This is a genomic window from Luteimicrobium sp. NPDC057192, assembly GCF_042670205.1.
In the GTDB taxonomy this organism is placed as follows: Bacteria; Actinomycetota; Actinomycetes; order Actinomycetales; family Cellulomonadaceae; genus Luteimicrobium.
The window spans coordinates 41,019-66,805 of the sequence record NZ_JBHUWD010000002.1; the positions used below are offsets into that span (position 1 = coordinate 41,019).

Here is a 25,787-nt window from a genome sequence, read left to right on the forward strand (position 1 = left end):
CCGCACAAAAGCGGGTGGGGCTCCGTGCGCGCGGCGGCAGCGCTCCGACGTGCGCGGACGGGATAGGTTGTGTGGCGGCCTTCAGCCGATCCCCCCGAGCGAGCGGAGCAGCAGTGAGCGAGACGACGAACGACGTGACCCCCGCGCCGCGCACGGTGCTGGTCACCGGCGCGAACCGCGGCATCGGCCGCGCCATCGCGGAGCGCTTCGTCGCGCAGGGCGACCGGGTCGCCACGATCTACCGCGGAGGTGACCTGCCCGACGGCGTCTTCGGCGCGGTCGCCGACGTGCGCGACACGGACGCCGTCGACGCCGCGTTCACCGCGATCGAGAACGAGCTCGGCCCGGTCGAGGTGCTGGTCGCGAACGCGGGAGTCACCAAGGACGGCCTGCTGCTGCGCATGCGTGACGAGGACTTCACCGACGTCCTCGACGTCAACCTCACCGGCACCTTCCGCTGCGTGCGCCGTGCGTCGAAGGGCATGATCCGCCTGCGTCGCGGGCGCATCGTCCTGATCTCCTCCGTCGTCGGCCTCTACGGCGGGCCCGGCCAGGTCAACTACGCGTCGTCGAAGGCGGCGCTCGTCGGCATGGCGCGCTCGATCGCGCGCGAGCTCGGCGGACGGGGCATCACGGCGAACGTCGTCGCGCCCGGGTTCATCGAGACCGCGATGACGGCGGAGCTGACCGAGGACCGGCAGGCCGAGATCAAGGGCCAGATCCCCGCGGGCCGCTACGGCGCGGCGCAGGAGGTCGCCGGCGCGGTCGCGTTCCTCGCGTCCGACGACGCGGCCTACATCAACGGAGCCGTCATCCCGGTCGACGGCGGCCTCGGCATGGGCCACTGACACCGGCACCCGACCCCACCACCACCCCGACGACCTCGTTCGACCCTGCCCGGCCGGGCACCCCCCGGTACGCTCGGGTCGAGCCCCTGAGAAAGGACACCGATGGGCCTGCTCGACGGCAAGAAGATCCTCGTGACGGGAGTCCTCACGGACGCCTCGATCGCGTTCCAGGCCGCGCGTCTCGCGCAGGAGGAGGGCGCCACCGTCCTGCTCACCTCGTTCGGCCGCCAGGCCAAGCTGACGCAGGCGATCGCCAAGCGTCTGCCGGCCGAGGCGCCGGTGCTCCAGCTCGACGTGCAGAGCGCTGAAGACCTCGCCAACCTCGACGGTTCCGTGCGCGAGCACGTCGACTCGCTCGACGGCGTCGTGCACTCGATCGGCTTCGCCCCCCAGTCCGTGATGGGCGGCAACTTCCTCTCGGGCGAGTGGCCCGACGTCGCGACCGCGCTCGAGATCTCGGCGTTCTCGCTGAAGTCCCTCGCCGTGGCCACGCAGCAGCTGCTCAAGGACGGCACGCCCGGCGGGTCGATCGTCGGCCTGACCTTCGACGCGACGCTCGCCTGGCCGGTGTACGACTGGATGGGCGTCGCCAAGGCGGCCTTCGAGTCGACCGCCCGCTACCTCGCGCGTGACCTGGGCCCGGACAACATCCGCGTCAACCTCGTCTCGGCCGGCCCCATCAAGACGGTCGCCGCGAAGTCGATCCCCGGCTTCGAGAAGCTCGACGCCGAGTGGCCCGAGCGCGCCCCGCTCGGCTGGGACAACTCGACCGCGGAGCCCGCGGGCCGCGCGATCGCCGCGCTCTTGTCCGACTGGTTCCCCGCGACCACCGGCGAGATCGTGCACGTGGACGGCGGCTTCCACGCGATGGGCTCCTGAGTGAGGTCCGCCGCGTGACGGGCACCGAGCCCCACGAGCAGACGCGCGCCACCGACGCCCCCGGCGGGACGTCCGGTGACGCGCGTCGCCTCGTCCTGCTCCGCCACGCCAAGGCGGAGCCCGCCGGGTCGGGCCCCGACCACGCACGCCCGCTGGCGCTGCGGGGCCGGGCCCAGGCGACGGAGGTCGGGCTCACGCTCACGGCGTCCGGGCTCGTGCCCGACGTCGTGCTGTGCTCGTCGGCCCTGCGGACCCGGCAGACGTGGGACCTCGTCGCGGGCCGGCTGCCCGCCGTGCCGAGCGTGACGGTCGACGACGCGCTCTACGAGCTGACGGTGCGCGGCCTGCTCTCCGTCGTCCGCGAGCTGCCCGACGCCGCCCGGACGGTCCTCGTCGTCGGCCACGAGCCGACCATGGGAGCCGCGTCCGCCTTCTTCGCGGGGCCGGGTTCCGAGGCGGCCGCCGTCGCGCTCGCGCGCGTCGGCCTGCCGACCGGAGGCTACGGTCTGCTCGAGGCCGACGCGGCGTGGTCCGACTGGGACCGCGGCACCGCGAGCCTGCGCTACGCGGGGCGGCCCGCGAGCTGAGCAACGCCGGCGCAGGTCACGCCTGCGCTGCGCCGAGCTCGACCCACCGGCCCTCGGAGACGACCGTCACCGTCCCGTCGACGACGCTGATCGCGGTCTGCTCGTCGATCGCGTAGGCCGGCCCCTCGAGGTCCGCGGACCAGCGCTCCGCGTCCTCGAGGGTGTTGGTCGGGAACGCGTCCAGGTGCGGGAAGATCGAGAAGTCGACGAGGCCCAGGGCGGTGTCGTCCGGGGCGGCGGGCCACTCCACGAAGTACGACCCGATCCGGGGCGTCATCACCATGCTCCCGGCGCTCACCCCGACCCACACGAGGTCGGGCAGCGAGGGCAGCAGGTCCGCGAGGCCGGACTCGCGCATCCAGTGGGCCAGGTACGTCGCGTCCCCGCCGTCCACGAGGAGCACGTCGGCCTCCCGGACCCACGGGACCCAGCGGTCCGCGCCGATCGTGGGGAGGGCCGTCAGCTCGAGGACACCGAGCGAGGCCCAGCCGAGCCCCGTGAAGTACCGGAAGCCGGGGTCCGCGGCCACGAGGCCGCGCACCGACTGCGGCCCGCACATCGGGTGGCCCCACTGGGCGGTCGGCACGACGAGCGCGCGGCACTCCTCGACGGGTCGCCCGAGCAGCTCGACGAGCGCCGCGTGGATCGTGGGGTTCGTGACCCCACCGGACGTGAGCAGGAGCTTCATGACGACCTCCGGACCTGGGCGGGCTGACCTCCCTGCAGACTCCCGGTGCGCCCCGGACTCATCGGACGCTACGCGGAGGGCTCGTCCCCGCGCGCGGCGGCGTCGACCACGGCCAGGACCTCGTCGAGACGCCCCTCGACGGCGTACGGCGCCTGCTCCCTGACGACGGGCTTGGCGCGGAAGGCGATCCCGATCCCGGCCGCTCCGATCATGTCGAGGTCGTTCGCGCCGTCACCCACCGCGACCGTGTCCGCCATCGGGATCTCGAGCTGCGCCGCGAGCTCGCGCAGCGCGCGCTCCTTGGCCGCGCGGTCGATCACGGGGCCGATCGTCCGGCCCGTGAGGCGGCCGCCCGCGACCTCGAGGCGGTTCGCGCGGAACAGGTCGATGTCGAGCGCCCTCGCGAGCGGCTCGACGACCTCCGCGAACCCCCCGGACACGAGCGCCACGACCCAGCCGCGCCGGTGCGCCTCCGCGACGAGCTCGCGCGCGCCCGGGGTGTGCGTGGCCGACGCCCGGACGTCGTCGAGCGCGGAGACGGGGACGCCCTCGAGCGTCGCGACGCGCTCGCGCAGGGACGCCGCGAAGTCCAGCTCGCCGCGCATCGCGCGCTCGGTCACCGCGGCGACCTGCTCGCGGGTGCCCGCGTGGTCGGCGATGAGCTCGATGACCTCCTGCTCGATGAACGTCGAGTCGACGTCCATCACGAGGAGGCGACGACGGTGGGCGGTCTCGGGCGCGTGCGGCTCGGGCACGTGTCGGCTCCTCGAAGAACTCGGCGGTCTCGGCGGACTCAGTCGACGACCGTCCCCTTCGGGACGACCGTGATGCCGGACGCGGTCACGGTGAACCCGCGGGCGCGGTCGGCGTCCGGGTCGAGACCGATGCGCGCCCGCGCGCCCACGACGACGTTCTTGTCGAGGATCGCGCGGTGCACCTGCGCGTGGCGGTGCACCTGGACGCCGTCCATCAGGACGCTGTCCGACACGGACGACCACGAGTGTAGGTGGACGCCGGGGGACAGGACGGAACCGACCACGGTCGCACCCGAGACGAGCACGCCGGGGGAGACGATCGAGTCGGCGGCGTGCCCGAGGCGGCCGGGACCGGCGTGCACGAACTTGGCCGGCGGCAGGCCCGTGTACCCCGTGTAGAGCGGCCACTCGTCGTTGTAGAGGTTGAAGACCGGGTTGATCGAGATGAGGTCCTTGTTGGCGTCGAAGTACGCGTCGATCGTCCCGACGTCGCGCCAGTAGTTGCGGTCGCGGTCCGTCGAGCCGGGCACGTCGTTGTCGATGAAGTCGTACACGCCGGCCGTCCCGCGGTCGACGAAGTACGGCACGATGTCGCCGCCCATGTCGTGGGCGGAGTCCTCGTTCGCGGCGTCGCGCGTCACGGCCTCGACGAGGGCGTCGGCGTCGGCGACGTAGTTGCCCATCGACGCGAGGACCTCGCCGGGGGAGTCGGCCAGCCCGACCGGGTCCTTCGGCTTCTCGAGGAACGCCCGGATGCGGCCCGGCTTCTCGGGGTCGACGTCGATGACGCCGAACTGGTCGGCGAGCGCGATCGGCTGCCGGATCCCCGCGACCGTGAACTCCGCCCCCGACGCGACGTGCGCGTCGACCATCTGGGAGAAGTCCATCCGGTACACGTGGTCGGCGCCGACCACGACGACGATGTCGGGTCGCTCGTCCTCGATGATGTTGAGGCACTGGTAGATCGCGTCGGCGCTGCCGAGGTACCAGTGCTTGCCGACGCGCTGCTGCGCGGGGACCGGCGCGACGTAGTTGCCGAGCAGCGTCGACATGCGCCACGTCTTCGCGACGTGCCGGTCGAGGCTGTGCGACTTGTACTGCGTCAGCACGATCACGTGGAGGTAGCGCGAGTTGATGACGTTCGACAGCGCGAAGTCGACCAACCGGTAGATCCCCCCGAAGGGGACCGCGGGCTTGGCCCGCTGCGCTGTCAGGGGCATGAGTCGCTTGCCCTCGCCACCGGCGAGGACGATCGCGAGGACTCGCTTCGTCGCCATGGCTGCACCCTACGGTCTTTTCACCGGCTGGGCCGGGGTGACGGATCCGGCGCGCCCGCACGCTAGGTTGGCGCCATGCGCGTCGACCTCCTGTCCCGTGAGTACCCCCCGAACGTCTACGGCGGCGCCGGCGTCCACGTCGCGGAGCTCTCGCACGTCCTGGCCCGCCGGCTCGACGTGCGCGTGCACGCGTTCGGGCCCGGCGAACCGCTCGGCGTGCCCGGCCCGGCCACGCCGGGCGAGCCCGTCGTCACGCGCTACGGGGTTCCCGCCGAGCTCGCCGGCGGCGACGCGGCGCTCGCGACCTTCGGCGTCGACCTGCAGATGGCCGGGAACCTCGGCGGGACGGACCTCGTCCACTCCCACACCTGGTACGCGAACCTCGCCGGACACCTCGGCTCGCTGCTCACCGGGGCGCCGCACGTCCTGTCGGCGCACTCGCTCGAGCCGCTGCGGCCGTGGAAGGCCGAGCAGCTCGGCGGCGGGTACGCGCTGTCGAGCTGGGCCGAGCGGACGGCGTACGAGTCGGCCGCGGGCGTCATCGCCGTGAGCGCCGGCATGCGCGCCGACATCCTGCGCGTCTACCCCGCGGTCGACCCGGACCGCGTCCACGTCGTGCGCAACGGGATCGACCTGGACGGGTGGCAGCGTCCGAGCAGCCCCGACGAGCTGGCCGCGGCGCGCGCGACGGTCGAGCGGCTCGGCATCGACCCGGGTCGGCCGACGGTCGTGTTCGTCGGGCGGATCACCCGGCAGAAGGGCCTGCCGTACCTCCTGCGTGCGGCCGAGCGGCTCGCGCCCGAGGTCCAGCTCGTGCTCTGCGCCGGGGCCCCCGACACGCCCGAGATCGCCGAGGAGGTCTCGTCCGCGGTCGCCCGGCTGGCGACCGAGCGAACCGGCGTCGTCTGGATCGAGCAGATGCTCCCGCGCGCCGAGCTGGTCGCGGTGCTCGCGGCGTCCACGGTCTTCGTCTGCCCGTCCGTCTACGAGCCGCTCGGCATCGTCAACCTCGAGGCGATGGCCGTCGGGCTGCCCGTGGTCGGCTCGGCGACGGGAGGCATCCCCGAGGTCGTCGACGACGGCGTGACCGGGCTCCTGGTGCCCCTCGACCAGGCGGACGACGGCACCGGGACGCCGCTCGACCCCGAGCGCTTCGTCACGGACCTCGCCGACGCGCTCACGGCCGTCGTCTCCGACCCCGCGCGCGCCGCCGCGATGGGGCTGGCCGCACGGTGGCGCGTCGAGGAGCACTTCTCCTGGGACGCGATCGCGGACCGGACGGTCGCCGTCTACGAGCAGGTCCTCGAGGGCGCGCGGTGAGCGGCTCTGCACCCGCGGGCGTGATCCGCGTGGCCGCCGCCGTCGTCACCGACGACGCCGGGCGCTACCTCCTCGTCCGCAAGCGCGGCACGACGGCGTTCATGCAGCCGGGCGGCAAGATCGAGCCGGGCGAGGACCCGCGGGCCGCGCTCGTCCGCGAGCTCGCCGAGGAGATCAGCGTGGACGTCGCGCCCGAGGATCTCGTCGCGCGCGGCACCCACCACGCCGCAGCCGCCAACGAGCCGGGGCATGCCCTCGTCGCGGAGGTCTTCGAGGTCCCGGGCGTCCTCGAGCCGCGCACGGCCGCGGAGATCGAGGAGCACGTCTGGGTGGACCCGGCCGAACCCGGGGCGGTCGAGCTCGCGCCCCTCACGCGCGACCTGTTGGCGGCGGCCGCCCGATCGCCCAGGTAGACCGGCGGCCGGTCTCGCTCCCGAGGTATGCGGGATGCCGGGGTACTTCGTGAGGTATTCCGGATGCCGGGGTACTTCGCGAGGTATGCGGGATGCCGGGGTACCTCGCGAGGTATGCGGGATGCCGGGGTACTTCGCGGGGTATGCGGGATGCCGGGGTACTTCGCGAGGTTATGCGGGATGCCGGGGTACTTCGCGGTCAGCGCAGGTGGAGCGTCGCCGCCTCGAGCGCCCGCCGCGAGGCGTCGCCCACCGCGTGGAGCGCTGCACCCCGCTGGTCGGACTGCCACAGGTTGACCGCGCCGCCGTCGTCGCGCGTCGCGAGCTCGACGATGGTGCGCAGGCGGACGGCCTGCGAGAGCACCCGGGCGCGCCGGGCGTCGAGCGCTGCCGGCACGCTGGCCCCGAGGTCCACGGGCGCGCGCAGGCGGGCGATCGCGTCGGCGGCGTCCTCGCGCCAGCTCGCCACGTCGAGCGCGTCGAGCGCCTCCGTCGCGGTCACGAGAGCGGCCCGCAGCTCCCGCTCGGCGTCCTCGACCGTGCCGACCGCGCCGAGGACGCGCGTCTGCCACGGCTCGACCTCGACGACGTCCCAGCGCACGAGGTGGCCCGGCTCCAGGTCGCTGCCGAACCGCTGCACGTCCGGGACCGCTGCGAAGGCACGCCCGCGGCGCTCGACGAGCACGCACTCCCCGGCGTCGACGGCCGCGTGCGAGACGGCCGCAGGCACGGCCGCGGCGCGTCCGGCCTCGGGGAGCAGCGCCACGACGGCGTCCGCACCGCCCCAGGCGGCGAGCAGCAGCCCGACGCCGCCGGGAGGACCGTCGGCGTCGCGCGCCGCGCTCTCGTCGGCAGGGTCGAGCCCCGACACCTCGTGGGGCTCGTCGTCGTCCTGGACGAGGCGCGCGGCTCGTGCGAGCGAGGCCGCGTCGCGCGGCCCGAGAGCGAGCCAGAGCGCGAGGAGCGTGCTCCTGGCGAGGACGGGAGGCGTGTACGGATCCATCGCGCCCAACCTATAGGGTCGGTACCCATGAGCTGGGTTCTCGACCTGTCCGACATCACCGTCCGCCGCGGGAGCAAGACGATCCTCGACGGCGTCGACTGGAAGGTCGCGGAGGGCGAGCGCTGGGTCGTGCTCGGCCGCAACGGCGCGGGCAAGACGACGCTCGTGCAGATCGCCGCGGGGCGCATGCACCCGACGTCGGGCACGGCGAAGATCCTGGACCAGGAGCTCGGGAAGTCGGACGTGTTCGAGCTGCGTCCCCGGATCGGGCTGGCGAGCGCGGCGCTCGCCGACCGGATCCCCGGCTCGGAGAGGGTGCTCGACGTCGTGCAGACCGCCGCCTACGGCGTGACCGGCCGCTGGCGCGAGGACTACGAGGAGCTCGACACCGACCGCGCGCACGACCTGCTGAAGCTGTTCGACGTCGACCAGCTCGCAGACCGGACGTTTGGGACCCTGTCGGAGGGCGAGCGCAAGCGCGTGCAGATCGCGCGGTCGCTCATGACCGACCCCGAGCTGCTCCTGCTTGACGAGCCCGGTGCGGGCCTCGACCTGGGCGGCCGCGAGGAGCTCGTGCAGGCGCTGTCGGAGCTCGCGAGCGACCCCGCGTCGCCCGTGCTCGCGCTCGTGACGCACCACGTCGAGGAGATCCCCCCGGGCTTCACGCACCTGCTCCTGCTCAAGGACGGCGCCGTGCACAGCGCGGGGCCGCTCGAGGAGATCCTGACGTCCGACAACCTGTCGTCGGCGTTCGGGCTCCCGCTCCTCGTCGCCCACGGCGCGGGCCGTTGGGTGGCGCGCGCCGCTCGCTGAGCCCAGTCCGCGAGGCACTCCTTCGACCCACCGCGAGGCCGCCGTCGGGCGACCGGAGAAGTGCCGCGAAAAGGGCCCCGAGGGGGTGCGCCGAGCCCGGAGATTTGGTAAAGTCCGGGCAAAGGTACCGAGGTCACGCGGCCGCGGTCGAACCGGGGTCGGCCGCGCGACGTGCCCGCCCGGAAGGGGGATGCCATGGAATGGCTCTGGTGGATCGGCGCAGCTCTCCTCTTCGCCGTCGTCGAGGTCGTCACGCTGAGCTTCGTGCTCATCATGTTCGCCGGCGGGGCGCTCGTGGCGGCGATCGCCAACGCGTTCGGATGGCCGTTCTGGGCGCAGGTCGTCGTGTTCGGCGTGGTCTCGACGATCTTCCTGCTGACCTTCCGCCGCTGGCTCGTCCGCCGGTTCCGCACGTCCACCCCGGTCGCGCGGACCAACGCCGACGCGCTGGTCGGGCGTGAGGCCGTGACGATCGCCGACGTGAGCGAGTCGGGCGGTCGGATCAAGCTCAACGGTGAGGTGTGGACGGCGCGGGTCGCGCGCGGGGCCCTGGCGGTCTCGTCGGGCGAGCACGTGCGCGTCGTCCGGATCGACGGGGCGACCGCCGTCGTCGAACCGCTCACGCTCGGCACCGGGGCGGCCGACGCGCCGGGGCCCGCGGTCACCGGCGGCGCCTGACCCCGCGGACGTGCCCGCGGCGTCGAGCAGCACGGCGCCTCCGCACGGTTCGTGACCAGCACGGCTCGACGCAGCACAGCTCGACGCAGCACAGCTCGACCATCCGTACGACCCACAGTGGAAGGACCCGCATGAACGACCCCTCGGCCGGGACGATCGTCGTCTGGATCGTCGTCGCCCTCATCGCGATCTTCGTGATCGTGTCCCTGGTCAAGGCGGTGCGCATCGTGCCGCAGGCCGTCTCGCTCATCGTCGAGCGCCTGGGCCGCTACTCGCGCACGCTCGACGCCGGCTTCCACCTCCTCGTGCCGTACGTGGACCGCGTGCGCGCCGGCGTGGACCTGCGCGAGCAGGTCGTGTCGTTCCCGCCGCAGCCCGTGATCACGAGCGACAACCTCGTGGTCAGCATCGACACGGTCATCTACTTCCAGGTCACCGACCCGAAGGCCGCGGTCTACGAGATCGCGAACTACATCACGGCGATCGAGCAGCTCACGGTCACCACGCTCCGTAACGTCATCGGCGCGATGGACCTCGAGCAGACGCTGACGAGCCGCGACCAGATCAACGGCCAGCTGCGCGGCGTGCTCGACGAGGCCACCGGCAAGTGGGGCATCCGCGTCAACCGCGTCGAGCTGAAGTCGATCGACCCGCCCGCCTCGGTGCAGGGCTCGATGGAGCAGCAGATGCGCGCCGAGCGGGACCGCCGCGCCACGATCCTCACGGCCGAGGGCGTCAAGCAGTCCCAGATCCTCACGGCCGAGGGTGAGAAGCAGTCGAACATCCTCCGGGCCGAGGGTGAGGCTCAGTCGGCCATCCTGCGGGCCGAGGGTGAGGCGCGCGCGATCCTCCAGGTCTTCGACGCCATCCACGAGGGCGACCCCGACCCCAAGCTGCTCGCGTACCAGTACCTGCAGATGCTGCCGCAGATCGCGAACGGCACGTCGAGCAAGCTGTGGGTCGTCCCGACGGAGTTCACCGCCGCGCTCGGCTCGATCGCCAAGGGCTTCGGCGGCGACGGTGCTCCTGCGGGCCCCGCGGGTGCCCCCGACGAGGGCGGTCCGGAAGGCCGTGCCCCGCGTCCGCGCGTCGAGCGCGAACGTCCGGCCCTCGGCGAGCAGGCGCTGACGGACCCCGCCGAGGCTCTCGCCGAGGCGCGGCGCCAGGCGGAGGCGGCGACCGCCGACGCCACGAGCGCCGGCACCCAGTCGGGCATGCCGTTCGACCCGAACGCCGAGCGCGGGCAGCGCCCGGGAGGCGGCACGGTGCCCCCGACGCAGCCCGGACAGCGTGGCCCTGAGCCTCGTCCGCTCGGCGGGGCGACGCCACCCCCGGCTCCGCCCACCGGCCCGGGCACCGGAGGCCCGGCCGGCGAGGAGGGCCCCGACGCGCAGCAGTAGCGCGGCAGCAGCAGCGCGGCGCACCTGGACGGCGACCCCGTCACCCCGCGTGGGTGGCGGGGTCGCGTCGTCCGCGCAGGTGGCGCTGCGGAACCGATGCCGGGCGAACTGCGGCACATCGCGCGCGCGTCGGCGGGTCGCCAGTTAGGTTGAACCTGACTTTGTCTGTCGGCAAGGTCCAGCGCGGCATGCATCACGAGGCCCTCGGGGGAGGCGCGGTATGCAGGCATCCGACCGCGGCAGTGCGCGGACGCGACGACGGGCGAACCGGGCGACCGGTCGGCGCCGCCGCGTGGGCGTGCTCGCCGCCCTCGGCCTCGCGCTGACGGCCGGGCTCGTCGTACCCGTGGCGCCGGTGGTGCCGGTGCCCGCGGCGGACGCGCTGACGTTTCCCTCCGGACTGCAGACCGGTTTCCAGATCGACGGGAACAAGACCGCGAGCGGGAACCTGCCGACCGCGTTCGACTGGGACGACATCCTGTCCCCGGCGCCCACCGCGACCCAGACCCCGACGTTCCACCCCACCGACCCGTACACGACCCCGAACGGGTACCGGTCGTCGGGGATCTTCGAGGGGTCGTTCTTCTGGGACGACGGCATCTACGGCAACTGCGACGGACGGACCGACCAGACCGCGACGGGCAGCGCCCAGACGGCCAGCACCAACCCGTGGGTGGCGGCGCCGGCGAACGTGCAGGACAAGAACAACCTCTGCAGCGCGGGTTACGCGGCGGAAGCGCTCGCGGACAGCACCGGCATCCGGCACTTCATCCTCTACGGCTACTTCACCCGGCGCACGGGCGGGACCGCCGACGCCTCGACGTTCACCGTGTTCGAGGGGCCGAGGCCAGGGCGCTGCGACGACCTCATGCTCGACATCCACTGGCCGAGCGGCTCCACCCAGTTCCTCGGCTGGACGCCGAGCGCGGGCGACGACTGCGCCAACCCCAACGGGGCCGGCACGTGGGGCAGCACGGGACGCTCGGTCGACTTCGCGTTCGCGATGGGGCAGCGCACCGAGGGCCCGCCCGTCGGCAACAACCAGGAGCGCACGTTCGGCGAGTACGCGATCGACCTCACCGCGGCCGGCCTCTTCGGCGACCAGTCGTGCTCGAGCTACACCATCTCGTCGCTCATGACGCGGTCGAGCGACTCCCTCACGTCGAACATGGCCGACTTCCTCAACAACACGCCGGACCCGATGTCGGTCTCCAACTGCGGCACGCTCACCGTGACGAAGCGGACGCCGGCGGGCACGACCGACGACGCCTTCGGGTTCACCGTCACCAACGAGAGCTCGCAGGGGGTCGTCATCCCCCCGGGCACCACGAGCATCACCGACACGCTCCGGAACGGGGAGACCAGGACCTACGACGACGTGCTGTCGAGCAACCTGCTCCACCTGCGGGAGACCGGGATCCCGCCGCCGTGGGCGCTCGCGCACGCCGAGTGCTCCTACGTCGACGACGCCGGCGACCGGCACAGCATCGACGTCACCGACCCGGCGACGCCGTTCATCCTGCTGGGCGGCGGGAGGACCGACTGCGTCCTGACCAACGACGCGGCGCTCGTCACCGTCGCGAAGGTGACGCGCCCGGCGGGCTCGGACCAGGAGTTCGACTTCACGATGGGGGCCGACCACCCGGCGACGCTGGGCGACGGCGACAGCGAGACGATCGCCGTGCCCCCCGGCACGCCGATCACCTTCACGGAGAGCCCGGTCGACGGCTGGACGACGCCGAGCTACGCGTGCGACGACGACGCCGGCACGCAGGGCACCGGCTACTCGGTCACGGTCACGCCGGTGCTCTCGAGGAACGTCACGTGCACGTTCACGAACACGCAGCGCGCCACGGTGACGATCGAGAAGCGCGTCCCGGCGGGGACTCCCGAGACCGCCTTCGAGTTCTCGGGCAGCGTCGGTGACTTCGAGCTGACCCCGACGACGCCGGTCGGGACGACCGAGCTCGTCGACAGCGAGAGCTTCCCCGTCGATCCGGGCCCCCAGACCGTCACGGAGGCGCCCCACGACGCCTTCACCCTGGCCGATCTCAGCTGTTGGGACGACACCTACGGCTGGGAGGTCGAGTACGAGGGTGCGTCGGCGTCCTTCGACGCTCGGCCGGGCTCGGCGATCACCTGCTCGTTCACGAACGTCCCGAACCCGCAGGGAGCCACGCTGATCGTGCAGAAGGCGACGACGCCGATGGTGAACTGGGATCTCGACTTCCCGTTCACCGTGACCGGGCCGGGCGGGTTCAGCCGCTCCTTCGGTCTGAACACCGTCGCGGACGCCTGGTCGTGGACGGCTGCGGACATCCCGGCGGGAACCTACACGATCACGGAGCAGCAGCTCGCGGGGTGGGAGGTCTCCGACCTGTCGTGCACCCGCAGGGACGGCGGTTCGCTCGGCTGGACGCCCCATGGCGACCACGTCGATCTCGACCTTCCCGCGGGCGCCGTCGTCACGTGCCTCTTCACCAACGCCGCGTCGCTCGCGCAGGCCACGATCACCAAGACCGTCGCGAACGTGGCGCCCGGCTACGACTGGAGCTTCGACGTCGCGCTGTCGCCGGCAGGCGACGGCACGGCGAGGACGTTGTCGGGCAGCGGGCCGGGGACCGACTCGACCACGTGGGGCGACCTCGTGCCCGGCACCCGGTACGTGATCCGGGAGACGTCGAAGTCCGGCTGGGACATGGGCGCGATCACCTGCACCGACCAGACGGGCGCGGTCCAGGACCTCGACTCCGACGACCTCACGTTCACGTTCGTCGCCACGGTGGACCAGCGGCTCGCCTGCGGCATGACGAACCGGGCTCAGACCTCGTCGCTGTCGGTGAACAAGATCACCACGGGCCTGGGGCCCGACTACGCGTGGTCGTTCCACGTCCAGATCCTTCCGCTGCCGACGGGCGCCACGAACCCGCGCGAGGTCGCGGGCGTGGGGCAGAGCGCGGTCACCCTCGGCTGGGACAACCTCGTGCCGGGTCAGCGGTACGAGGTCAGCGAGGTGGACCTCCCGGGGACCGTGCACGAGGAGTTCACCTGTTCCGGCGCGGGCGCGGGGCCGCTCGACGACGGCAGCGGGTTCTGGTTCGTCGCGCCCCTCGCGGGGTCGGTGAGCTGTACGGTCACGAACTTCGTCGACCCGGTGCCGGCCACCCTGACGAAGACGACGACGTCGGGTGACGGGACGTTCACCTTCGACCTGGCGGCGCTCGGCACGGGCACGGACCCGACCCCCGTGCCGGTCACGACGACGGACGGCCGGGGGAGCGCGTCGCTGACCCTCGTCCCCGGCGTGCGGTACTCGCTGACCGAGCGGGGCCAGCCCGGGTGGGTCGCCGGCCCGATCGTGTGCACGGTCACCCCGCCGGGCGACGGCGAGCCGTCGCGGATCCCCGACGTCACGGACTTCAGCGTGTCCGTCGGCGACCGGGTCGCCTGCGAGGTCGAGAACGACATCGCACCGGGCACCGTGACGTTCACCAAGACGACCGCGGGCGTCGCGCCCGACCTCGACTGGTCGTTCCCGATCACGCTGACGCCGGAGGGCGGCGAGGGCGTGACACGGACGGTCGCGGGCACGGGCACGGGGTCGTCGTCGGCGGCCTGGGAGGACCTCGGCCCCGGCACCTACACGCTCGCGGAGGGTGGCCTCGCCGGCTGGACGGCGGGCACGATCGTCTGCGAGTCGAGCGCGGGGCCCGTCACCGACGCCGATCCGGTCACGCCGGGCTTCCAGCTCGAGGTCAGGGCGGGGGAGTCGTACACGTGTGCCGCGACCAACACGGCCCGCCCGGTGAGCGTGTCGATCGCGAAGCGCACCGCGGGGATCGGCGACTCGGTGGACTGGTCGTTCGACTTCACGCTCGCGCCGGCGCCCGACGGGCAGGACGGGACGACGACCCTCACCGGCACCGGGCCGGGCCTCGGCGCGGACACGCACACGTGGACCGCGCTCGTGCCCGGACGCGTCTACAGCCTCGCGGAGGCGAACCCGGGCGCGAGCTGGGTGGCGGGCGCCGTCACGTGCACCGACGCGTCCGGGGCGACGGTCGACGCGTCGCGGCTGGTCCCGGTGCCGGGCGGCGCCTACACGTGCGTGGCGGACAACACCGCGCGCCCCGTCACGGCGACGGTGACGAAGACGACGGTCGGTGGTGACGGCACGTTCACGTTCCTGCTCGCCGACGTGCCGTCGTCGGGGCCCGCGACCCCGCTCACCGTGACGACGTCGGGCGGGACGGGTTCCGCGACCCTCCCCACCCTGGTCCCCGGGAACCGGTACGCGCTCAGCGAGGCGAGCCAGGACGGGTGGCGACAGACCGGGCCGCTCGCCTGCACGCGCACGCCGCTCGGCGGCGACGCGGCCCCCATCCCCGACCTCTCCGACTTCACGGTCGCGGCCGGCGACACGATCGCGTGCACCGCGGAGAACACCCGGCTGGGCCACGTCATCCTCTACAAGGAGGTGCACGGCACCGGCGACGAGCCGCGCAGCTTCGGCTTCACGAGCAACGTTCCCGGGCACGAGTTGTTCACCGTGGACGACGTGCGGGACGACGGTCAGCTCGTCCCGTACGAGATGCTGGACGTCCTCCCCGGTACCGACTACTACGTGGCCGAGGACGACGACACGGGCAGCCCGGGCACCCAGCTGGCCGACCTGTCCTGCACGTACGGGGGCGAGGACCACTCCGGCAGCGCCGAGGACCGCGAGAACCGTCGCATCGGCTTCCACGTGCTGGCGGGCGAGACGACCGAGTGCTACTTCACGAACGCCGTCCCCGGCACGATCATCCTCATCAAGCGGTCGGTCCCGCCGAACTACCGCCAGGACTTCAACTTCTCGATCGCGGGCCCGAGCATCGGCGAGGACCCCCAGGAGTTCGTCATCAACTCCGACCCGTCGGTCGACGGGGCGCTCCGCTCGTGGTCGGGCCTCGACGCGGGCGAGTACACCCTCACGGAGGGCTCCATGCCTCCGGGCTGGAGCCTCAACACGACCGGCGGTGCCACCTTCTGCAACACGCCGGACGGCTGGACCCTCGACCCGGCCGCGCAGTCGATCACGATCGACCTCGCGGCCGCCGACGTCGTCACCTGCTTCTTCTCGAACCGTGCGGAGACGGCGTCGGTGAGCGTGACGAAGTCCGCGACGGGCCTCGTGGCGGGCACCGCCTGGTCGTTCCCGCTGACCCTGAGCCCGCCCGCCGGGGTCCAGCCGTCTCCGCAGCAGACCGTCTCGGGCATCGCGGGCGTGACGGCCGCCACGAACACCGCGACGTGGACGAACCTCACACCCGGGGTCACCTACACGCTCGCCGAGCCGACGGCGACGGGCTGGACGGCCGGGGCGTACGTCTGCACGGACGCGTCCGGCGCGTCCGTGCCGGACGGGAGCGACGCCCCCGGGTTCCAGTTCCTGGCCGGCGTGGGCACGACGCTGAGCTGCGCGCTCACGAACCAGGCGCAGCAGGCGTCGGTCGCGGTCTCCAAGGTGGTGTCGGGTGTCGCGAGCGACCTGCCGTGGCAGTTCGAGCTCGACCTGGCGCCGACGGCGTCACCGTCCGGCTCGCAGACGGTCTCCGGCGTCGGGAACGCGACGTCCGACCCCGTGACCTGGACGAACCTCGTGCCCGGTACGACCTACACGCTCACCGAGACCGCCCCGGACGGCTGGCGCCAGGGCGTCTTCCAGTGCGCCGGCCTCGCCGACGCGGACCCCGCGGCGGCCGGCTTCCAGTTCGTCGCGACTCCCGGTCTGGCGCTCCAGTGCGGGATCTCCAACGCCGGCCAGGCGTCGCGGGCGAGCGTCGTCAAGACCGTGACGGGCGTCGCCGACGGCGTCGCGTGGTCGTTCCCGGTGACGATCGCTCCCGCGGCCTCCCCGCAGGCGACGCAGACCCTCGCGGGCACCGGCTCGTCGACCTCGGGGCCGGCGACCTGGACCAACCTCGTGCCCGGCGTCCGGTACAGCCTGACCGAGGCCGCGGCGGCCGTCTGGACCGGGACGTTCGCCTGCACGGCCGGGGGGCTGACGGTCGACGACCTCGACCCGCTGGCGTCCGGGTTCCAGTTCGTGGCCGGGCTCAACCAGACCCTCGAGTGCGAGATCACCAACGCGGCGAGCCCGGCCCAGGTGTCGGTGACGAAGACCGTGACCGGGGTCGCGTCCGACCTCGACTGGTCGTTCGACGTGACGCTCGACCCGGCGGCCGCCCCGCAGGCCACGCAGGCGCTGACGGGCACGGGGAACGAGACGTCGGACCCGGCGACGTGGACCGGCCTGGTGCCCGGGACGACGTACACGCTCAGCGAGGAAGACCCGCCGGACGGGTGGACCGGCGGTGACGTCGTCTGCGGCGACCTCGCCGACGCCGACCCCGGCACGGCGGGGTTCCAGTTCGTCGCTGCCCTGGACCAGCGGCTGTCGTGCACGCTGAGCAACGCGGCGGACCCCGCGGACGTCTCGGTCACGAAGACGGTGTCGGGAGTCGCGGCCGACCTCGACTGGTCGTTCGACGTGACGCTCGACCCGGCGGCCGACCCGGGCGCGACGCAGGCGCTGACGGGCACGGGGAACGAGACGTCGGACGCGGCGACGTGGACCGGCCTGGTGCCCGGCACGACGTACACGCTCCGCGAGGACGGCCCGCCGGGCGGGTGGACGGGTGGTGAGGTGGTGTGCGGCGAACTCGCCGACGCCGACCCCGAGGCGGACGGGTTCCAGCTCGTCGCGGCGCCCGGCATGTCGCTCGCGTGCAGCGTGGAGAACGCCGCCACGGCCGCCTCGCTGTCCGCGACCAAGACGGTCGACGGCGTGGCGAGCGGGCGGGACTGGGCGTTCGACCTCACGCTCGACCCCGTCACCGGCCCGACGGCGACGCAGGAGGTGGCGGGCACCGGCAACGAGACCTCCGCCCCGGCGACGTGGGGCGACCTCGTCCCCGGGACCACCTACACGCTGACCGAGGCCACCGACGAGACGGGCTGGACCGAGGGCTCCTTCGTCTGCCGGGCCGGAGGGCCCGACGAGCCCACCGTCGCGGACGCGAGCGACGCTCCCGGGTTCCAGCTCGTGCCCGAGCCGGGCGGGTCGTACGTCTGCGACGTCGTCAACACGCGGAGCCCCGCGACCGGCACGATCACCAAGACCAGCCTCGGTGGCGACGGCGACTTCGACTTCTCCCTCACCCCCGAGGGCAGCCCCGCGCAGACGATCACCGTCTCCACCTCGGGCGGCACCGGGACCGCCGACCTGCCCGCGCTGCTGCCGGACACGACGTACTCCCTGACCGAGGAGCCGGTGGACGGCTGGACGTCGTCCGAGGCGCTCGCGTGCACCGCGACACCCGCGGGCGGCGGCGACGCCGTGCCGATCGACGACCTGTCGTCGTTCACGGTCGACCCGGGCGCCGTGCTCGACTGCCGGGCGACGAACGAGCGCCACGGGCGGATCGTCGTCGTGAAGGCCGTGGACGGCGAGGACGGCACGTTCGACTTCGCCGGGACCTGGCAGGACCCGGGCGACTTCTCGATCACGACCGAGGGCGGCACGGGGTCGCGGGCCTTCGACGACGTCGTGCCCGGCGAGTACACGCTGACCGAAGCAGGGAAGGCGGGGTTCGAGGGCACGCGGCTGGTGTGCACGGACGGCGCCGCCGGGGGCACGGCCTCCACCGTCGAGGGGCTCACCGGCACCATCGCGCTCGACCCGGGCGAGACGGTGACCTGCACGTACACCAACACCCAGTGGGGCGTCCTGACGGTCGACAAGACGACGGTGCCGGCGGGGGAGAGCACCGAGTTCGGGTTCACGTGGGGCCCCGCGGGGGGCACCCAGGAGCCGTTCACGCTCGCCGACCGGGACGAGCCCTTCACGACCGCGCCGCTCGAGCCCGGCGCGTACACGGTGACGGAGGGCGGCGCCGACGGGTGGCGACTGACGTCCCTGGTGTGCACGGGATCGAGCGGCACCCCGTCGTACGACGGCGGGACCGCGACGGTCCGGGTGGCGGCCGGCGACACCGTGCTCTGCCGCTACACGAACGCACGTGAGGCCGCGCTGACCGTCGAGAAGTCGGTGGTGAGCGGGCCGGTGGACCAGGGGGACGGCGTGTTCCGGATCGGCTACCGGGTCACGGTGCGCAACCCCGGCGCCGTCGCGCAGCGGTACGACCTGGAGGACCGGCTGCGCTTCGGCGGCGGGATCCGTGTGCTCTCGGCGAGCCTCGCGTCCGACGACGTCACGGTGAACCGGGGCTGGGACGGTACGCTCGACGCGGCGGCCGTGAACGGCGCGACGATCGCGGCGGGCGCGGTCCACACCCTCGACGTGACGGTGAGCGCGCGCGTGCCGGGCGTGCTGTCGGCCGACGCGCGCGCGTGCCAGGGCACGGCTGAGGCGCCGGGGCTCGGCGGCTTCCTCAACACGGCGTCCGTCCGCGGCGAGGTCGGCGACGGTGCCTCCGCCTCGGCGTGCTCCGACGTCCCGGTTCCCGGCACGACACCCACCCCCACCCCGCCACCGACGACGCCGGCCCCGACGTCTTCGCCCGCCCCGACGTCGACAGTCGGCGGGGGCGGGGGCGGGGGCGGGGGCGGGGGCGGTTCGCTCGCGACCACGGGGTTCGCCGCGTGGACCACCCTGCTCGTGGCCGCTCTGCTCGTGGCCGCCGGCCTGCTGCTGGTGCGCCGCCGTCGCGGGTGAGGGGCGCGGGGAGCTCCGCGCGGACCGGCACCACCACGCTCAGCCGAGCGACGCGAGCCGACCCTCGAGGTAGCGGCGTGACGGCGGGTCGGTCGTGAGGTCGACGGCCCGTGCCCACGCGGTGCGCGCCTGCGCCGCCTCGCCCGCCCGGGCCAGCAGGTCGCCGCGCGTCGCCCAGTAGGGCTGGAACGCTCGGCAGCGGTCCGCGAGCGGGCCGAGGAGGTCGAGCCCCGCGCGCGGGCCCTCGACGTGCGCGGTGGCGGCCGCGAGCGCGACCTCGGCGCCGAGCGTGGGTGCCACCCGGGCGAGGGCCCGGTGGAGCCGCAGCACCGCGACGCGGTCGGTCCGGCCGGTCCGGGCCCGGGCGCAGTGCGCCGACTGCAGCGCGGCCTCGAGCTGGAACCGTCCGGGGTCACCGTGCCCGTGGGCGCGGCGCAGCAGGGCTTCGCCCTGCTCGACGAGACCGGCGTCCCAGCGGCGGGTGTCCTGCTCGTCGAGCGGGACGTGGACGCCGCCGGTGACGCGGGCCCCCAGCCGTGCGGAGGACAGGCACAGGAGAGCGGCGAGCCCGAGCGCCTCGGCGTCGTCGAGCAGGCCGGAGAGCACGAGGGCGAGCTCGCGGGCCTCGACCGCGAGGGACTCGCGGACCGTGGGACCGGACGTCCGCGCCCACTCGATCGTGTAGGCGCCGTAGACCGCCTCGAGGACCGCGGGCAGGCGGCGGTCGAGCTCGTCACGGCCCGGCACGCGGAAGGGGATGCGCGCGTCGCGGATGCGGCGCTTCGCGCGGACGAGGCGCTGCGCCATCGTGGCGTTGGGCACCGCGAAGGCGGTCGCGATCCGGGCGGCGTCGAGACCGAGGACGGTCTGGAGCATGAGCGGCGCGCGCACGGCCGGGTCGATCGCCGGGTGGGCGCAGACGAGCAGGAGCTCGAGCCGGCGGTCGGGGAGGGCGTCGGGGTCGGCTTCGGCGGGGTCGGCCTCGGAGCCGACGGCTGCGTCGTCGTCGAGGGGCCGGGAGGTGCGCCGGGCCGAGGAGCGCAGCACGTCGAGCGCGCGCCGTCGGGCGACCCGGTGGAGCCAGCCCTCCGGGTTGGCCGGGACCCCCGCCTCGGGCCAGGTGCGCAGCGCGCGCTCGACGGCGTCGGCGAGCGCGTCCTCGGCGAGCGCGAGATCGCCGCACCAGGTCGCGAGCAGGGCCAGGAGGCGCCCGTACGACGCGCGGACCGCGGCCTCGACCGCGGCCCGCGCGTCGTCCTCGGGTGGGCTCAGGTCGACGGGACCCACGAGCCGGACTCCACGTGGGTGGCGCTCGGCCGGACCTCGACGGGTCCCCACCACACCGACGGCGCCTTCTCGGCCCAGGCGAGCGCGGCGTCGAGGTCGGGCACGTCGACCACGAACTGGCCGCCGAGCTGGTCGCGCGTGTCGGCGAACGGGCCGTCCTGGACCCGGAGGCCGCCGTCGCCCGCGGTGAGCGTCGTGGTCGCCGAGGACGGCTGCCAGACCTCGCCGGAGACGAGCACCCCGGCATCGGTGAGGTCGCGGGCGTAGGCCTGGAACGCGGCCTGCCCCTCGGCGAGGGCGTCTCCGAGCTCCTCGGGGGAGGCCTCGGGGTAGTGGAGCAGAATGGCGTAGCGCATGGTCGTCTCCTGGGTCGTGTCGGTCGTGGGCGTGCTCGCCCTGGTAGCCCTGTGACGATCGTTGCGCCGCTCGATCGACACCGCGCTCCGGCGCGGGGCACCGGATCGGGGGTGTTCGCTCTCGGCGAACACGGGCAGATGACATCTGTCACTTGTGAGTGAGTGCTCACTCATTTAGTGTCGGCTGTCGTGACCGAGACCGACGCAGCCCTCGGCCCACGGGCCGAGACGGCGGGAGCAGGGGTCGGGCGCAGCGGCCGCGCGGCGCCGCTCCCTCCCGACGAGCGCCGCGCCGCCATCCTGCGTGCCGTCCGGCCCGTGCTCCTCGAGCGTGGTGTCGCCGCGACGACGCGCGAGCTCGCCGAAGCCGCCGGGGTCGCCGAGGGCACGCTGTTCCGCGTCTTCGACGACAAGCTCAGCCTCATCGGCCAGGCGGCCTTCGTCGCGGCCGACCCGGCCGACGCCGTGCCGGAGCTCGACGCGATCTCCCGCAGCCTGTCGCTGCGTGACCGGCTCGTGGCCGTCATGGAGATCGGGCTCGCGCGGATCGAGACCACCATGCGCTGGTTCGGGATCCTCCACGAGCTCGGCCGCATCGACCCCCGGCCCCAGGCCGAGCGCGAGGCCGCGGGTCGCGAGGGCTGGGCGCAGTGGACCAGCCGCCAGGCCGACGGCGAGGCACAGGTGCGCGCCGCCGTCGAGCGGGTGATCGGTCCCGACCCCGGCCTCCGGGTGAGCCGCGCCCGCGCCGTCGAGCTCTTCAACCTCCTGCTCGTCGGCTCGTCCATGCGCGTGATCGACGCACGCCGCCGCGGCGCGGAGGTCGAGCTCATCGACGCGGCCGAGCTCGTCGACCTCTTCCTCGACGGCGTCGCGCACCGCACCTGAGAAGCCGCACCCGGCACGCCCTGAACCGGAACCACCCCGTCCGACCCCTTGGGAGCCCTGATGCTCGTCCCGCTGCTCCGGCAGTTCCTCTCCCGGTACGGCAGACCGATCACGCTGCTGCTCGTCTTCCAGCTCGTGCAGACGATCGCGGCGCTGTACCTGCCCACCCTCAACGCCGACATCATCGACAAGGGCGTCGCCCAGGGTGACACCGGCTACATCTGGCGCGTCGGCGCCATGATGCTCATGGTCACGCTCGTCCAGGTCGCGTGCACGATCGCCGCAGTGTTCCTCGGCGCGCGCGTCGCGATGGGCTTCGGGCGCGACGTGCGCCGCGCCCAGTTCGTGCAGGTCGAGTCGTTCTCCCAGCAGGAGATCGGGACCTTCGGGGCGCCGTCGCTCATCACGCGCGCGACGAACGACGTGCAGCAGGTCCAGATGCTCGTCCTCATGAGCCTGACGATCATGGTCATGGCGCCGATCATGATGATCGGCGGCGTGATCCTCGCGCTCCAGCAGGACGTGCAGCTCTCGTGGTTGCTGCTCGTGATCGTCCCGGTCCTCGCCGCCGTCGTCGGGCTGATCATCTCGCGCATGGTCCCGTACTTCCGCGCCATGCAGAAGAAGATCGACACCATCAACGGCGTCCTGCGCGAGCAGATCTCCGGCATCCGCGTGATCCGTGCGTTCGTCACCGAGCCGCGCGAGCGACGCAAGTTCGGCGACGCGAACACCGACCTGTACGACACGTCGGTGCGGGCCGGCCGCCTGATGGCGATGATGTTCCCCGCCGTCATGCTCGTCATGAACCTGTCGACCGTCGCCGTGATGTGGTTCGGCGGGCACCGGGTCGACTCGGGCGGGATGCAGATCGGCGCCCTGACCGCGTACCTCAGCTACATCATGTACATCCTCATGGCCGTCATGATGTCGACCTTCATGTTCATGATGGTCCCGCGCGCCTCCGTCGCCGCCGAGCGCATCCGCGGCGTCCTCGACACGGACGCGTCGGTCGTCGAGCCGCTGCAGCCGCGCACCGGCACCGAGCACGCGGGCGTCGTCCGGTTCGAGCACGTGAGCTTCGCGTACCCGGGTGCCGAGAAGCCCGTGCTCCACGACGTCACGTTCGAGGCGCTGCCGGGCCGCACGACCGCGATCATCGGCTCGACGGGCTCCGGCAAGTCGACCCTCCTCAACCTCGTGCCCCGGCTCTACGACGTCACGGACGGTGCCGTCCTCGTCGACGGCGTCGACGTGCGGGACCTCGCGGGCGAGGACCTGGGTGCGCTGCTCGGGCTCGTGCCGCAGAAGGCCTACCTGTTCACGGGGACGATCGCCGACAACCTGCGCTACGGCAAGCCCGACGCGACCGACGAGGAGATGTGGACGGCGCTCGAGGTCGCGCAGGCCCGGGCGTTCGTCGAGGAGCTGCCGGACGGTCTCGCCTCGGCGGTCGCCCAGGGGGGCACGAACTTCTCGGGCGGACAGCGGCAGCGCCTCGCGATCGCGCGCGCCGTGGTCCGGGACCCGCGCGTGTACCTGTTCGACGACTCGTTCTCAGCGCTCGACTACGCGACCGACGCGGCGCTGCGGGCCGCCCTGCGGCCGCGGACCACGCGGTCGACCGTGATCGTCGTCGCGCAGCGCGTCGCGACCATCCGCTACGCGGACCAGATCGTCGTGCTCGACGAGGGCCGCGTCGTCGGGACCGGGACGCACGCCGAGCTCCTCGAGACGTGCGAGACCTACCAGGAGATCGTCTACTCGCAGCTGTCGGTGGAGGAAGCAGCATGAGCGACCAGAGCACCACCCCGAGCGAGCAGGACAGCACGGCCGCGCGGCCGGCAGTCGCGGAGCGCCCGGCCGTCCCGCGGGGGCCGCGGCGGGGCCCTGGTGGCGGCGGCCCCTTCGGCGGGATGGGCATGCCCGCCGAGAAGGCCATGAACTTCGGTCCCTCGCTGCGCCGGATCGCGCGCTACCTCGGCGGCGAGCGGTGGCGCGTCGTCCTCGTGGCGCTCATGACCGTGGCGTCGGTCGCCGCAGCCGTCGCCGGTCCCAAGCTCCTCGGTTCGGCCACGAACGTCATCTTCGACGGCGTCACCTCCAAGATGCTGGCGCAGTACTTCCCGGCGGGCACGACGTCGGCCGAGGCCGCGCAGGCGCTGCGCGACCAGGGCCAGACCACCCAGGCCGGGCTCGTCGAGTCGATGAAGGGGCTCGTCGTCGGGCACGGCGTCGACTTCCACCGGCTCGCCGTCATCATCGGCTGGGTGATCGTGGTCTACGTGGCCGCGTCGGTGTTCCAGTGGATCGCGGGCCGCGTCACGACGATGGTCGTGCAGAACACGGTCCGGCGGCTGCGCGACGAGGTCGAGGCCAAGCTGCACCGGCTGCCGCTCGCGTACTTCGACAAGCAGGCGCGCGGGGAGATCCTGTCGCGCGTCACGAACGACATCGACAACGTCGCCCAGTCCATGCAGCAGACGTTGTCGCAGCTCGTCAACGCGGTCCTCACCGTCGTCGGCGTGCTCGTCGTGATGTTCTGGATCTCGCCGCTCCTCGCGGTCATCGCGCTGGCCACCGTCCCGGTCTCGGTGTGGCTCGCGACGGCCATCGCGAAGCGGTCCCAGCCGCAGTTCATCCAGCAGTGGGCGAGCACCGGGCGCCTCAACGCCCACATCGAGGAGATGTTCACGGGGCACACGCTGGTCAAGGTCTACGGGCACCAGCGCAGCGCCATCGAGGACTTCGACGCCGAGAACGAGGGCCTGTACAAGGCGAGCTTCAAGGCGCAGTTCATGTCGGGGATCATCCAGCCGGCCATGGGCTTCGTCGGGAACCTCAACTACGTGCTCGTGGCCGTCGTCGGCGGGCTCAAGGTCGCGACCGGGCAGATGAGCCTCGGCGACGTGCAGGCGTTCATCCAGTACTCGCGCCAGTTCACCCAGCCGCTCACGCAGGTCGCGTCGATGATGAACCTGCTGCAGTCGGGCGTGGCGTCGGCCGAGCGGGTGTTCGAGCTGCTCGACGCCGACGAGCAGACCCCGGACCCGGTCCAGGCCGCCGCGGTCGGGCCGGTGCGCGGTCGGGTCGCGTTCGAGGACGTGTCGTTCAGCTACACGCCCGACGCGCCGCTCATCCAGCATCTCGACCTCGTCGTCGAGCCCGGCCAGACGGTCGCGATCGTCGGGCCGACCGGGGCGGGCAAGACGACGCTCGTCAACCTCGTCATGCGGTTCTACGACGTGGACGCGGGCCGGATCACGCTCGACGGCGTCGACACGCGCGACATGACGCGCGCCGACCTGCGGTCGAACGTCGGGATGGTGCTCCAGGACACCTGGGTGTTCAAGGGCACGATCGAGGAGAACCTGCGGTACGGGATCCGCGACGGCCGGACCGTCGACGAGGCCGAGTTCGTCGCGGCCACGGAGGCGACCCACGTCGACGGGTTCGTCCGGACCCTGCCCGACGGGTACGCGACCGTGCTCGACGACGAGGGCTCGTCCGTGAGCGCGGGGGAGAAGCAGCTCCTCACGATCGCTCGCGCGTTCCTCGCCGACCCGCCGATCCTCATCCTCGACGAGGCCACCAGCTCGGTCGACACCCGCACCGAGCTGCTCGTCCAGAACGCGATGAACGCGCTGCGCCGGGGCCGGACGTCGTTCGTGATCGCGCACCGGCTGTCCACGATCCGCGACGCCGACACCATCCTCGTAATGGAGCACGGCTCGATCGTCGAGCAGGGGTCGCACGACGACCTGCTCGCCGCCGGCGGGGCGTACGCGCGGCTGTACGAGAGCCAGTTCGCGGGCGCGGTCGAGGAGGAGGGCGACGTCGTCGCGGGGTGAGCCGCGCACGACGACGCCGGGCGGG

Annotated in this window: 18 protein-coding genes; 12 read left to right on the forward strand and 6 right to left on the reverse strand. The window is 73.2% G+C overall.

Annotation, left to right across the window (positions count from 1 at the left end):
* Nucleotides 1-113 precede the first annotated feature (113 nt).
* The 3 genes from ACFT5B_RS01675 (at nt 114) to ACFT5B_RS01685 (ending at nt 2,314) form a co-directional block, all read left to right on the forward strand.
* Nucleotides 114-848: a beta-ketoacyl-ACP reductase gene (locus ACFT5B_RS01675; protein ID WP_386796238.1), complete on the forward strand. Its 735-nt coding sequence runs from the start codon at nt 114-116 to the stop codon at nt 846-848.
* 102 nt (nt 849-950) lie between these two features.
* On the forward strand, nt 951-1,727 hold the full coding sequence (gene fabI / locus ACFT5B_RS01680) for an enoyl-ACP reductase FabI (protein ID WP_386796239.1): 777 nt from the start codon (nt 951-953) through the stop codon (nt 1,725-1,727).
* Between the two features lie 14 nt (nt 1,728-1,741).
* Nucleotides 1,742-2,314 (forward strand): SixA phosphatase family protein, encoded by a 573-nt coding sequence (locus ACFT5B_RS01685; RefSeq protein ID WP_386796240.1) that lies wholly within the window; start codon nt 1,742-1,744, stop codon nt 2,312-2,314.
* A gap of 16 nt (nt 2,315-2,330) precedes the next feature.
* Here ACFT5B_RS01685 and ACFT5B_RS01690 read toward each other — a convergent pair whose 3' ends face one another.
* From ACFT5B_RS01690 to glgC, 3 genes are all read right to left on the reverse strand, one after another.
* Nucleotides 2,331-3,002 carry a Type 1 glutamine amidotransferase-like domain-containing protein gene (locus ACFT5B_RS01690; protein WP_386796241.1) on the reverse strand — a complete coding sequence of 224 codons (672 nt, stop codon included), beginning with the start codon at nt 3,000-3,002 and terminating at the stop codon, nt 2,331-2,333.
* A 68-nt stretch (nt 3,003-3,070) separates the two neighbouring features.
* On the reverse strand, nt 3,071-3,757 hold the full coding sequence (serB, locus tag ACFT5B_RS01695) for a phosphoserine phosphatase SerB (RefSeq protein ID WP_386796242.1): 687 nt from the start codon (nt 3,755-3,757) through the stop codon (nt 3,071-3,073).
* A gap of 38 nt (nt 3,758-3,795) precedes the next feature.
* Nucleotides 3,796-5,034: a glucose-1-phosphate adenylyltransferase gene (gene glgC / locus ACFT5B_RS01700; protein WP_386796243.1), complete on the reverse strand. Its 1,239-nt coding sequence runs from the start codon at nt 5,032-5,034 to the stop codon at nt 3,796-3,798.
* A 75-nt stretch (nt 5,035-5,109) separates the two neighbouring features.
* Here glgC and glgA point away from each other — a divergent pair, with 75 nt between their 5' ends.
* Both glgA and ACFT5B_RS01710 read left to right on the forward strand, forming a co-directional pair.
* A complete protein-coding gene (gene glgA / locus ACFT5B_RS01705) occupies nt 5,110-6,354 on the forward strand; it encodes a glycogen synthase (protein ID WP_386796244.1) in 1,245 nt (414 codons plus the stop codon).
* Nucleotides 6,351-6,767 carry an NUDIX domain-containing protein gene (locus tag ACFT5B_RS01710; RefSeq protein ID WP_386796245.1) on the forward strand — a complete coding sequence of 139 codons (417 nt, stop codon included), beginning with the start codon at nt 6,351-6,353 and terminating at the stop codon, nt 6,765-6,767. Before glgA ends, ACFT5B_RS01710 begins: the two co-directional genes overlap by 4 nt.
* 199 nt (nt 6,768-6,966) lie before the next feature.
* Here ACFT5B_RS01710 and ACFT5B_RS01715 read toward each other — a convergent pair whose 3' ends face one another.
* The gene (locus tag ACFT5B_RS01715; protein WP_386796246.1) at nt 6,967-7,770 is read right to left on the reverse strand and encodes a hypothetical protein; all 804 of its coding nucleotides are present in this window, start codon (nt 7,768-7,770) and stop codon (nt 6,967-6,969) included.
* 27 nt (nt 7,771-7,797) lie between these two features.
* On the opposite strand from ACFT5B_RS01715, the gene ACFT5B_RS01720 reads away from it, so the two are divergent.
* The 4 genes from ACFT5B_RS01720 (at nt 7,798) to ACFT5B_RS01735 (ending at nt 19,380) form a co-directional block, all read left to right on the forward strand.
* Nucleotides 7,798-8,583: an ABC transporter ATP-binding protein gene (locus tag ACFT5B_RS01720; protein WP_386796247.1), complete on the forward strand. Its 786-nt coding sequence runs from the start codon at nt 7,798-7,800 to the stop codon at nt 8,581-8,583.
* A 195-nt stretch (nt 8,584-8,778) separates the two neighbouring features.
* Nucleotides 8,779-9,261, forward strand: a complete 483-nt coding sequence (locus tag ACFT5B_RS01725; RefSeq protein ID WP_386796248.1) for an NfeD family protein — start codon at nt 8,779-8,781, stop codon at nt 9,259-9,261.
* A 131-nt stretch (nt 9,262-9,392) separates the two neighbouring features.
* Entirely contained in the window at nt 9,393-10,661 is a 1,269-nt protein-coding gene (locus tag ACFT5B_RS01730) for an SPFH domain-containing protein (RefSeq protein ID WP_386796249.1), read from the forward strand.
* Between the two features lie 292 nt (nt 10,662-10,953).
* Complete coding sequence (locus tag ACFT5B_RS01735) at nt 10,954-19,380, forward strand: hypothetical protein (RefSeq protein WP_386796250.1); 8,427 nt, start codon at nt 10,954-10,956, stop codon at nt 19,378-19,380.
* Between the two features lie 39 nt (nt 19,381-19,419).
* Here ACFT5B_RS01735 and ACFT5B_RS01740 read toward each other — a convergent pair whose 3' ends face one another.
* Together ACFT5B_RS01740 and ACFT5B_RS01745 are read right to left on the reverse strand one after the other, a co-directional pair.
* Nucleotides 19,420-20,667, reverse strand: a complete 1,248-nt coding sequence (locus ACFT5B_RS01740; protein WP_386796251.1) for an RNA polymerase sigma factor — start codon at nt 20,665-20,667, stop codon at nt 19,420-19,422.
* Nucleotides 20,649-21,023 (reverse strand): YciI family protein, encoded by a 375-nt coding sequence (locus ACFT5B_RS01745; RefSeq protein ID WP_386796252.1) that lies wholly within the window; start codon nt 21,021-21,023, stop codon nt 20,649-20,651. The genes ACFT5B_RS01740 and ACFT5B_RS01745 overlap by 19 nt, the downstream gene beginning before the upstream one ends.
* Nucleotides 21,024-21,212: 189 nt before the next feature.
* Between ACFT5B_RS01745 and ACFT5B_RS01750 the strand changes: the two genes are divergently transcribed.
* Genes ACFT5B_RS01750 through ACFT5B_RS01760 form a run of 3 tightly spaced genes read left to right on the forward strand, consistent with a single transcriptional unit; the run spans nt 21,213 to nt 25,762 of the window.
* The gene (locus tag ACFT5B_RS01750; RefSeq protein ID WP_386796253.1) at nt 21,213-21,911 is read left to right on the forward strand and encodes a TetR/AcrR family transcriptional regulator; all 699 of its coding nucleotides are present in this window, start codon (nt 21,213-21,215) and stop codon (nt 21,909-21,911) included.
* A gap of 60 nt (nt 21,912-21,971) precedes the next feature.
* The gene (locus ACFT5B_RS01755; protein ID WP_386796254.1) at nt 21,972-23,705 is read left to right on the forward strand and encodes an ABC transporter ATP-binding protein; all 1,734 of its coding nucleotides are present in this window, start codon (nt 21,972-21,974) and stop codon (nt 23,703-23,705) included.
* Nucleotides 23,702-25,762 carry an ABC transporter ATP-binding protein gene (locus tag ACFT5B_RS01760; protein ID WP_386796255.1) on the forward strand — a complete coding sequence of 687 codons (2,061 nt, stop codon included), beginning with the start codon at nt 23,702-23,704 and terminating at the stop codon, nt 25,760-25,762. Before ACFT5B_RS01755 ends, ACFT5B_RS01760 begins: the two co-directional genes overlap by 4 nt.
* Nucleotides 25,763-25,787: the final 25 nt, after the last annotated feature.

Coding starts and splice junctions, on each gene's coding strand:
- fabI (WP_386796239.1), top strand. CDS start 951: ATGGGCCTGCTCGACGGCAAGAAGATCCTCGTGACGGGAGTCCTCACG.
- ACFT5B_RS01690 (WP_386796241.1), bottom strand. CDS start 3,002: ATGAAGCTCCTGCTCACGTCCGGTGGGGTCACGAACCCCACGATCCAC.
- glgC (WP_386796243.1), bottom strand. CDS start 5,034: ATGGCGACGAAGCGAGTCCTCGCGATCGTCCTCGCCGGTGGCGAGGGC.
- glgA (WP_386796244.1), top strand. CDS start 5,110: ATGCGCGTCGACCTCCTGTCCCGTGAGTACCCCCCGAACGTCTACGGC.
- ACFT5B_RS01715 (WP_386796246.1), bottom strand. CDS start 7,770: ATGGATCCGTACACGCCTCCCGTCCTCGCCAGGAGCACGCTCCTCGCG.
- ACFT5B_RS01720 (WP_386796247.1), top strand. CDS start 7,798: ATGAGCTGGGTTCTCGACCTGTCCGACATCACCGTCCGCCGCGGGAGC.
- ACFT5B_RS01725 (WP_386796248.1), top strand. CDS start 8,779: ATGGAATGGCTCTGGTGGATCGGCGCAGCTCTCCTCTTCGCCGTCGTC.
- ACFT5B_RS01730 (WP_386796249.1), top strand. CDS start 9,393: ATGAACGACCCCTCGGCCGGGACGATCGTCGTCTGGATCGTCGTCGCC.
- ACFT5B_RS01745 (WP_386796252.1), bottom strand. CDS start 21,023: ATGCGCTACGCCATTCTGCTCCACTACCCCGAGGCCTCCCCCGAGGAG.
- ACFT5B_RS01755 (WP_386796254.1), top strand. CDS start 21,972: ATGCTCGTCCCGCTGCTCCGGCAGTTCCTCTCCCGGTACGGCAGACCG.
- ACFT5B_RS01760 (WP_386796255.1), top strand. CDS start 23,702: ATGAGCGACCAGAGCACCACCCCGAGCGAGCAGGACAGCACGGCCGCG.